12 protein-coding genes are annotated in these 9066 nt (G+C 36.2%); 5 read left to right on the top strand and 7 right to left on the bottom strand.

The window, feature by feature from the left end:
* The first annotated feature begins 378 nt into the window (after nt 1-378).
* The 3 genes from ACGLXV_RS22930 (at nt 379) to ACGLXV_RS22920 (ending at nt 2158) form a co-directional block, all read left to right on the top strand.
* Nucleotides 379-1101, top strand: coding sequence for an alpha/beta hydrolase (locus ACGLXV_RS22930; protein WP_391560447.1), 723 nt, complete (start codon nt 379-381; stop codon nt 1099-1101).
* A 115-nt stretch (nt 1102-1216) separates the two neighbouring features.
* Nucleotides 1217-1729: a YjcG family protein gene (locus tag ACGLXV_RS22925; protein WP_119707286.1), complete on the top strand. Its 513-nt coding sequence runs from the start codon at nt 1217-1219 to the stop codon at nt 1727-1729.
* A gap of 6 nt (nt 1730-1735) precedes the next feature.
* Complete coding sequence (locus tag ACGLXV_RS22920) at nt 1736-2158, top strand: GNAT family N-acetyltransferase (RefSeq protein WP_391560445.1); 423 nt, start codon at nt 1736-1738, stop codon at nt 2156-2158.
* A gap of 28 nt (nt 2159-2186) precedes the next feature.
* On the opposite strand, the gene ACGLXV_RS22915 is transcribed toward ACGLXV_RS22920, so the two are convergent.
* Nucleotides 2187-2477, bottom strand: a complete 291-nt coding sequence (locus tag ACGLXV_RS22915; RefSeq protein ID WP_391560444.1) for a hypothetical protein — start codon at nt 2475-2477, stop codon at nt 2187-2189.
* 112 nt (nt 2478-2589) lie between these two features.
* Here ACGLXV_RS22915 and ACGLXV_RS22910 point away from each other — a divergent pair, with 112 nt between their 5' ends.
* Nucleotides 2590-4878 carry a UvrD-helicase domain-containing protein gene (locus tag ACGLXV_RS22910; RefSeq protein ID WP_391560443.1) on the top strand — a complete coding sequence of 763 codons (2289 nt, stop codon included), beginning with the start codon at nt 2590-2592 and terminating at the stop codon, nt 4876-4878.
* A 53-nt stretch (nt 4879-4931) separates the two neighbouring features.
* On the opposite strand, the gene spoVIF is transcribed toward ACGLXV_RS22910, so the two are convergent.
* The 6 genes from spoVIF to ACGLXV_RS22880 form a co-directional block, all read right to left on the bottom strand.
* On the bottom strand, nt 4932-5186 hold the full coding sequence (gene spoVIF, locus ACGLXV_RS22905) for a sporulation-specific transcription regulator SpoVIF (protein WP_119707282.1): 255 nt from the start codon (nt 5184-5186) through the stop codon (nt 4932-4934).
* A gap of 132 nt (nt 5187-5318) precedes the next feature.
* Nucleotides 5319-5444: a YjcZ family sporulation protein gene (locus tag ACGLXV_RS22900; RefSeq protein WP_391560442.1), complete on the bottom strand. Its 126-nt coding sequence runs from the start codon at nt 5442-5444 to the stop codon at nt 5319-5321.
* 87 nt (nt 5445-5531) lie between these two features.
* A complete protein-coding gene (gene spoVAE / locus ACGLXV_RS22895) occupies nt 5532-5888 on the bottom strand; it encodes a stage V sporulation protein AE (protein ID WP_119707280.1) in 357 nt (118 codons plus the stop codon).
* Nucleotides 5889-5901: 13 nt separating this feature from the next.
* The gene (gene spoVAD / locus ACGLXV_RS22890) at nt 5902-6921 is read right to left on the bottom strand and encodes a stage V sporulation protein AD (RefSeq protein ID WP_391560441.1); all 1020 of its coding nucleotides are present in this window, start codon (nt 6919-6921) and stop codon (nt 5902-5904) included.
* On the bottom strand, nt 6921-7394 hold the full coding sequence (gene spoVAC / locus ACGLXV_RS22885) for a stage V sporulation protein AC (RefSeq protein WP_119710512.1): 474 nt from the start codon (nt 7392-7394) through the stop codon (nt 6921-6923). The genes spoVAD and spoVAC overlap by 1 nt, the downstream gene beginning before the upstream one ends.
* Nucleotides 7395-7411: 17 nt before the next feature.
* Nucleotides 7412-7885, bottom strand: coding sequence for a sporulation protein (locus ACGLXV_RS22880; RefSeq protein ID WP_391560440.1), 474 nt, complete (start codon nt 7883-7885; stop codon nt 7412-7414).
* Nucleotides 7886-8102: 217 nt separating this feature from the next.
* Between ACGLXV_RS22880 and ACGLXV_RS22875 the strand changes: the two genes are divergently transcribed.
* Entirely contained in the window at nt 8103-9062 is a 960-nt protein-coding gene (locus ACGLXV_RS22875; RefSeq protein ID WP_391560439.1) for an EAL domain-containing protein, read from the top strand.
* The last annotated feature ends 4 nt before the right edge of the window (nt 9063-9066 follow it).

The raw sequence follows: 9066 nt of genomic DNA, 5'->3' as shown, positions 1-9066 counted from the left end.
ACCTGAATCACCGCTATCCTCAGCACCATTTCCCTCGTCATTGTTTGCTCCACAAGCAGCAAGCACAAGTGACAGTACCAACATCAGAACGGTTGAGAGAAGAAAACGTTTCTTTTTCAATGGAATTCCCCCTTTTATAAATTTCCAGTTTTTCGTATCAATTTTATCATAACCCTTCATCAGTTTGTCAAACAATTTGGTACAACTAGCATATCTGCTACAACTTTTCTATGATTCATTCTAATACACTCTATTTATTTATGTATTTCTATACAGTATTTATACACAAGATAAAATAAATTTATTTCCATACAATATTTATGATAGAATTTTTAGTAGTACCTTTATATTCCAGTTAGGGGGAAATGCTAAGTGAATATCCTAAAAGGAACACTCCAAGACTTATTATTTTACAGTTACGAACTTAAAGAAGATATAAACCTTTTGGTATATAAGCCAGCCAATTTTTCACCTTTATATAAATACCATCTCCTTGTTACAGCTGATGGGAAGGATTATTTCCAATTAGGTAGAATGGCAAGGCTTTGTGATGATCTACTTACTGAAAGAGAAATAGAAAATCTTATTGTTGTTGGAGTTCCTTATCTTACCATTGAAGATCGCAGGGAAAAATATCATCCAAAAGGTAGTAAGCATGAAGCTTACATCCGCTTTTTAGCCCATGAGCTTATACCATTTTTGGATCAAAAGTTTCCAACCTTCCAAATGGGCATGGGACGGGCATTAATTGGTGATTCCTTAGGGGCTACTATTTCTCTACTCGCCGCTATAAAATATCCAAACACATTTGGAAAGGTCATTCTTCAGTCCCCTTACATTAACAACAGCGTCTTGGAAAAAGTGGTTAACGAAAACACAACTAGCCTTCTTTCTATTTACCATAGCATTGGACAAAACGAGACGGCCGTAAAAATGACAAACGATCAGGTTTATGATTTTCTAACACCTAACAGAGAACTGAACAAATACTTAATAAATCACTCTCTTACTTATGTTTATAAGGAATTTGACGGAGATCATACGTGGACATATTGGCAAGGAGACTTGAGGTCGTCCCTAAAAGCAATGTTTGGCTCATAATACAAAGGGTATTACGGACCATGTATGGGTATAATTATATAAATGATTTTGAAAATTTGTTATAATATTAAATATTCAGCTCTTCTATAATGCATAGAATAACGGAGGTCATAAAATGAAATTTGGAATTGTTATTTTCCCTGGAAAAACACTTCAAGATTTAGCTAATTCTTACAGAAAGCGCTATGATCCTCATTACTCACTCATTCCACCACATATCACATTAAAAGCACCATTTGAAGCTAGCGAGGATGAGGCAAAAACATTAGCAAACAAACTTGAAGATATCGCAAAAAGATTTTCTCCTTTACATATTCACATACCGAAATTTAGTTCTTTTCATCCCGTGAACAATGTTATTTATTTTAAAGTAGAACCTTCTACTGAGATTACGGATCTTCATGAGGCGATTGATGCCCTTAAGTATGGAGAGGCTACAGAATATTCCTTTGTTCCTCATATAACGTTAGGACAAAGATTATCAGATGATGAGCATTCGGATGTTTTCGGGTCATTAAAAATGCAGAAGATGAATCACGATGAATACGTTGATCGTTTCCATCTTTTATATCAATTAGAAAATGGCTCATGGACTGTTTTTGAGACATTCAGGCTTGGAAAGGAATAGATATTAGTGAATGTAGAAATCGTTACAACAAAAGAACAACTCCAGGATGCCTTTAGTGTTCGAAGACTGGTATTTGTTGAAGAACAACAAGTACCGGAGGAAGAAGAGATTGACCAGTACGATGATGAATGCATTCACTTCGTACTTTATGATCAGGAAATGCCTATAGGTGCTGGTCGCTTTCGAAATTTAGATGGCATAGGAAAAGTGGAACGAATCTGTGTGCTGTCTAATAGTAGAGGTACCGGAGCTGGGAAACTGATGATGGATAAAATCGAACAATATGCCAAACAAAATAATTATTCTGCATTAAAATTAAACGCTCAAACACAAGCCATTCCATTTTACAGTAAATTAGGATATGAAATTATATCTGATGAGTTTATGGATGCTGGCATTCCACATCGAACAATGAAGAAATATATATAAAAAAATGCCTCAATAACGAGGCATTTTTTTATACGCTTATGTCAAAGTATTTTCCTTTTCCTGTAATCTCATATATATGTGCTAATGCCTGATTTGAAGGTCTTACTACTTTTCTTTCTTCTCTTTGAATCAATTTCTTAGAAAAAGAGGATTGCTGGTGCTGATTATCCTCTGATGTTCCACTTTTTATCGGAATCACTCTGTTTACCGATTCATATTTATACGGATCTCTTGATGCTATTAAGTTTCTCTCTATATACTGATTTGATTGAAAATTAACTACTGGAGCAATATAGCCCATCAACTTCACCTCTTTCATAAATCTCCTCGAGCTTTTGGAAAATAAATCTTTTGTTTTTTCTTCTTTATGTAGGAGTAATTGTTTTGTTATGATAGAGTTCGATTGAGTTTTTGATTTTAAGGGGTTAATTATGAAAATTGCTATGAAAAATAATGAAAAAGTTAATTTGCACACTTTGGATAGAGAGAGCTATCAATTCGTATATGATGAAGCTAAAAAAGGAAAACTTCATTGTCCCATTTGTAAAGAACAGGTCCGTCTGTATTTAGGAATACAAGAGGAGCCCTATTTTTATCATATGCTACGGAAGCACTCGGATTGCAAAGATTTAGATAGCGAATCCGCTGATATGAATAAAGAAGCTATCGAATATGTTGAACGAAATGGCTTCAGAATACCAGTTACACGTATAATTGTCTCACCATCCAAACAGCATACGTTTCAGCCATCCATACATGTAAAAGCTTCTCCCTCCTTTCAACCAACCGGTCGGCAAGAAACAAAGATAACCTCACAATATATAAAACGATTATTCAACAACGGTTTCCAACTTGATGATCAACAAATAAAGGCCGTCACAACAGTAAACGGTTCTGTCCTTGTTGTTGCTGGTGCGGGCAGTGGTAAGACCAGAGTATTGACTACAAGAGCTGCATATATGCTCTATGAGCTAAAAATAGATCCGAAATCAATCATGCTTGTTACGTTTACAGCGAAAGCAGCTACTGAAATGAAAGAAAGGCTTAACCAATATCCTCTCCTTTCATCTACAGACATCAATAGGCTGTTAACTGGTACATTTCATAGTATTTTTTATAGAATACTTGCTTACCATGAGCCAGAAAGATGGCATCCATCTAAACTGATAAAAAAGGATTGGCAAAAGGACCAAATACTTAAAGAAGGTGGAAAAACAATTTCTCTTGATGAGAAGGAGTTTGCATACGATTTAGCTCTACAACAAATTGGATATTGGAAAAATACCTTTCTTCTTCCACAGGATGTTCAAACAGCTAGTCGTTGGGAGGAGCAAGTGTTGCATTTATATAAATATTATGAAACTGAAAAGGAAAAGAAGAACCTTTTTGACTTTGATGATATGCTCATCGGATGCTATAAATATTTAACCGATCATCCAGATGTTTTAGAAATGTACCAAAATCGGTTTCAATACTTTTTAATTGATGAGTTCCAAGATATTAACAAAGTTCAATATGAGCTGATTAAATTGCTATCTCGGAAAACCGAAAACTTATTTGCCGTAGGAGATGATGATCAATCTATTTATGCATTTCGAGGTAGTGACCCTAATTACCTTCTATCTTTTGAAAAAGATTTTCCAAATAGTAAAATGATTATCCTAAACGAAAATTACCGTTCCTCACATGAGATTATTTCAACTGCCAACCGGATCATTGAAAAAAATACAGCTCGTAGAAAGAAAACCATGCAAGCTCAATATCAACATTCTCTTTCACCTTTGTTGTTTTATCCTTTTGATGAAGAAGAGGAAGCAACCATGATTGTTCAGGATATACATGAAAAACTACAAAACGGTTATGTTCCAAATGATATTGCCATTTTATATCGAACGAATACCGGGAGCCGAGCAGTTTTTGAAAGACTAGCAACGACTAGCTTTCCTTTTCGAATTGATCTGGATTCCGAAAACTTTTATGAACGTTATTTAGTAAAATCCATGTTGTCCTTTCTACGTCTAATAATTAATGAGGATGACCAGCACGCTATCAGTCAGATACTCCCGGTTCTCTTTATTAGACAATCCGTTATGACTGACTTAAAAGCAAACAGCATTTTGAATGATTGCTCCATGCTCGAATGCTTATCAAATTATACAACCGGACATGCTTTTCAGGAAAGAAAGCTAAAAAAGCTATTACCTTCCATTAGAAGCTTGAAAGGACTCAAGCCGCTAGAGTGCATTGAATTTATTGAAAAGGAAATAGGATTTGGGGATTATCTAAAAAAGCGTGGCAATGAAGGAAATAGTCTTGAAAAAGGCTCTGACGATATTCGGGATTTGAAGGTCGCAGCTAAAAACTTCCAAACAATCATCGACTTCCTAGACCACACAAAGCATATGAGTGCTATGAATAAAGAAATAAAACAACTTAGTAAACAGCTTGAACAAGCAATTACCCTTAGCACCATTCATCGAGCAAAAGGATTAGAATACCGAGTCGTGTATATTCTTGATGTTGTTGACGGAGGAATCCCCCACGACTACGCTCTAGACTCCTTGAGGAATGGTGAGTCGGCACCAATTGAAGAAGAACGTCGTCTACTATATGTAGCTATCACTCGTGCTCGAGAAGAATGCTATATAGCGATACCGCATAAGAGAAGAGGCAAAAACGCAAAGCCATCTAGATTTTTGGCTCCCATCCTTCCTAAATAAAAAAGTAAAAAGAAGAGAGAAGCTTCCCAATTTTGAGAGCTTCTCTTTTTCAATTATTTTTTATTAATCATTTTAGATAACGTATTAAAATCAAGTTGTTTTCCATCAGCAACGATAGAAGAAACGATTTTATCTTCCATTTCCTTTGTGACTGGTTTGTTTGCAATTTGAGATACACGTTTGATTACATTGCGAACTGTTTTTTCATCTTTAAAGTTTGCATTTTGTAATGAACCAGCCAGTTCAAGAATGTCTTTCATATTAACGCCAGTTTTCTTTTCAACATTTTTGAAAAATTGATTATCCATTCTTAAAACCACGCCTCCTTTTTAAGCTACTCTCATCTTATGAAGAGAACATAAAAAGGGTGATTTTAGGACAGGAAAAAGACCGTTTCTTTGTACAGAAACGATCTCTCTTCCTACACTTCGTTCTGGAGATTAGTTGTAAAAGCTAGCTCCAACAATAATTAACAAGATGAATAATACAACGATTAATACGAAAGTTGATCCGTATCCACCGCCGTTGCCGCCATAGCCGTAGCCACCGTAGCCGTAACCACACATATCAAGTCACCTCACTTTTTCTTGACTTACTATAACGTATGTAAGTGACCTGAAAACGTGTAGGCTTTGTCCTATATTAAAAAAGTTTTAGCCTTTTGGCTTAAATATTAGTGCACCGATAAACGCAAAAACGATTGCTGCTGAGATACCTGAGCTTGTAATCTCAAACATACCTGTTAATACCCCGATAATTCCATGCTGTTCAGCTTCTTGAAGGGCACCGTGAACAAGGGTATTTCCAAAATTAGTAATCGGCACAGTTACTCCAGCACCTGCAAAATCGGCTAATGGTTCGTATAATCCAAACCCGTCTAATACCGCTCCAATAACAACAAGCGTACTTAATGTATGTGCAGGGGTAAGTCGTGCTACATCAAACATTAGCTGTCCGATTACACAAATTGCCCCTCCAACAACAAATGCCCAAAAAAACATAGCCAGCATCTTCTTCCCTCCCTTATTCGTTCATTTCAATAGAAACAGCATGGGCAATACAAGGAATGGTTTCATTTTGTTGAACAGTAAGCGGTGAAAGAAGTGCTCCTGTTGCAACGACTAGAATTCGCTTGAATGATCCCTTTTTCATTTCATTTATCAGATGTCCATATAATACCGTTGCTGAACAACCGGCCCCGCTTCCTCCGGATTGAACCGGTTGATCTTCATTGTAAATTAACATCCCACAATCCTTAAATTGCTCTTTTTTAATTGGTAAACCTTCCTTTTGCAATAATCCAAACGTTGTTTCATGTCCAATTTTTCCAAGATCACCTGTTACAATTAAGTCGTAATACGAAGGATCAATTTCCAAATCCTTAAAATGAGCTAAGATCGTATCAGCTGCCGCAGGAGACATTGCACCACCCATATTAAAAGGATCCGTTAGCCCAAGATCAATGACTTTTCCTATTGTGGCTGATGTTGTGACTGGCTTCCCACTATCACTTCCCTGATTTGCTTTGACCAGCGCAACACCTGCACCTGTTACGGTCCATTGAGCAGTAGGCGGCTTTTGTCCACCATACTCAGTAGGATAACGAAATTGCTTCTCAACAGCCGCATTATGGCTCGTAGCACCTGTCAGAATATAATTTCCTCCCCCATAATTAACAAAAAACGACGCAAGTGCAAGTCCCTCCATAGATGTCGAGCATGCACCAAAAATACCGAGATATGGGACTTTCAATTGTCTTGCAGCAATGCTAGTTGGAGTAATCTGATTAATAAGGTCTCCAGCAATCATGAACTGTACATCATCTACCGTTACACCCTCTTTTTCGAACGCTGTATTCGTTGCAACTTCGAGTAAGTGACGGTGTGCTTTCTCATAGGAATCTTCTCCCATCCATAAATCATCGAACAGAACATCAAAATCATTTGATAATCTGCCATTTGCTTCGAATGGACCACCAGTAACACCTGTAGCAGCAATAACGGGGCGATTATTAAATATCCATGATTGTTTTCCTTTCAGCATTATATTGCCCCCAGTTTGATTAATATCGTCTTAATTAACGCAACCACAAATGCTGAAAAAACACCAAATAAAACAACTGACCCTGCTAGTTTAAATAAGTTTCCCCCAACACCTAGAACAAACCCCTCTGTTCTATGTTCAATCGCAGCAGAGATGACTGCGTTCCCAAAACCCGTTACAGGAACTGCGCTACCTGCCCCTGCAAATTGGCCTAATCGATCGTACACCCCAAAGCCCGTTAAAAGCATCGAAATAAACACCATCGTTGCTACAGTTGGATTTCCTGCTGTTTGCTCTGTAAAGTTGAAAAAATAAATATAAAAATAGGTGATAGCTTGACCGATCATGCAGATGAATCCTCCAACTAAAAAAGCCTTTAAACAATTTTTAAAGACCGGTCTTTTTGTTTCAAAATTCTTCTCAAATTGCTTATATTGTTCTACCTCTTTTGATTCTTGCTTATTGTTCCCCACCTTCACATGCTCCCTTCTTAAGTTAGTTCCTTCTTAAGCTTTATGATTTCTTCTAGCTTTTTCTTTGCATCCTTATTGGAAAAATTCGGATTTTTCATTTTATCGTCTAATTCAACAGCTTCTAAAAATATTTTATAATCACTCGAGACTATGAAATTTTCCTTCGGGTACTTTTTTTCAAGCATTTTATTAATTTCCCCTTCAATTTTGACCATATGAAAACGCTGCATATGTTTTACCTTATAAGCAACTAATATTTCCTCCTCACCTTTGATGACAGCTACATCATATAGTTCCTCAAATTTAGCAACATCCTTTTTTATTGAGGCCACTAATTTATGTTTATCCCTTGATTTCTCATCAAGAATGATTGGATCGGGATCACTTTTTTGAATTAAAGACATCCCACTATGCTGCGTAGCGTCAGTATTACAGGAAGTAAGCAAGGCGGTTAGTACAGTTATACAGGTGAGAGTGAGTATTTTTTGCATATCATTCCATCCTTTTGTTCTTATTCTTGTAATTATTTTTTCAAAAATTGAAGATTTTATGTTGCATTACATTTGTATATTTATTCCATACTCATTTGTTTTAAAGGTTAAAGTAATATTTACAATTTCTTCATTAAATTAATAAATTCATATGCTACTGTCGAAATAGAGTGAAAAAGATCAACTTTGATCTTTTTTCAGGGAAGGAGCTTTTTTAATGAATTCAACCGCTTTAATCAGTCAAAACATTATCCAACTACACACATATAGTGACTTAGAAATCCGGAAAGAGTTTCAGACTCTGTTAGCTAAGAAACAATTAAGAACGGTTTTCCAGCCAATTATTGATCTCACTACTGGGAGTACCTTAGGATTCGAAGGGTTAACTAGAGGTCCTATCCAAAGCAGATTCCAATCACCACTTCAACTATTTAAGTATGCAGAAGAATATGGCTCGTTATATACGCTTGAAAAAATAGCTAGAGAACTGGCTTTTGAAAATAGCTCAACAATCCTTAGTAAGGACGAAAAGTTATTTATTAATCTTAGTCCTCAAGTGATTTATGATCCAAGTTTCACTCCTGGACATACCGTATCCTTGCTTAAACAATATAAACTATCCCCTCAAAACATTGTGTTTGAAATAACTGAGCGAAGTGCAATTGAGGATTTTTCAGCCTTTACGAAGGTTCTTTATCATTATCGAGATCAAGGATTTCAAATTGCTGTTGATGATGCTGGAGCAGGCTATTCTTCCCTCCAAGCTATTTCAGAAATTCAACCTGATTATATAAAAGTCGATCGCTCCCTGATTAGTAAAATTCATGAAAACAATGTAAAAAAACATATTTTGGATGCATTTGTAACGTTTGCAAAGAAAATGGATTCAATTATTATTGCGGAGGGCATTGAATTGGAAGAAGAGCTAGACGCTGTAATTCAATTGGGAATTGATTGCGGACAAGGGTATTATATTTCCAGACCAAACTTTCCTGTCGCAGAACTTGACGAGACACTTATAGAGAAGATCAGACGCACACATACACAATTAAACAAAAACAGAACACTGAAACCCGTTATTGTCCAGCTTGACAATGAAATTGTTATTATGGACAAAAATCAAATAATAAAAAAAGTAGCTGTCGGGCAACTACTTCAAACATCAAAGGGCCAATAAAAAA

Origin of the sequence: Robertmurraya sp. (genome assembly GCF_036676585.1) — a bacterium.
GTDB lineage: Bacteria > Bacillota > Bacilli > Bacillales > Cytobacillaceae > Robertmurraya_A.
This window is presented reverse-complemented; position numbering and strand designations above follow the sequence as displayed.

Coding starts and splice junctions, on each gene's coding strand:
- ACGLXV_RS22925 (WP_119707286.1), top strand. CDS start 1,217: ATGAAATTTGGAATTGTTATTTTCCCTGGAAAAACACTTCAAGATTTA.
- ACGLXV_RS22915 (WP_391560444.1), bottom strand. CDS start 2,477: ATGAAAGAGGTGAAGTTGATGGGCTATATTGCTCCAGTAGTTAATTTT.
- ACGLXV_RS22910 (WP_391560443.1), top strand. CDS start 2,590: ATGAAAATTGCTATGAAAAATAATGAAAAAGTTAATTTGCACACTTTG.
- spoVIF (WP_119707282.1), bottom strand. CDS start 5,186: ATGGATAATCAATTTTTCAAAAATGTTGAAAAGAAAACTGGCGTTAAT.
- ACGLXV_RS22900 (WP_391560442.1), bottom strand. CDS start 5,444: ATGTGTGGTTACGGCTACGGTGGCTACGGCTATGGCGGCAACGGCGGT.
- spoVAE (WP_119707280.1), bottom strand. CDS start 5,888: ATGCTGGCTATGTTTTTTTGGGCATTTGTTGTTGGAGGGGCAATTTGT.
- spoVAD (WP_391560441.1), bottom strand. CDS start 6,921: ATGCTGAAAGGAAAACAATCATGGATATTTAATAATCGCCCCGTTATT.
- ACGLXV_RS22880 (WP_391560440.1), bottom strand. CDS start 7,885: ATGCAAAAAATACTCACTCTCACCTGTATAACTGTACTAACCGCCTTG.
- ACGLXV_RS22875 (WP_391560439.1), top strand. CDS start 8,103: ATGAATTCAACCGCTTTAATCAGTCAAAACATTATCCAACTACACACA.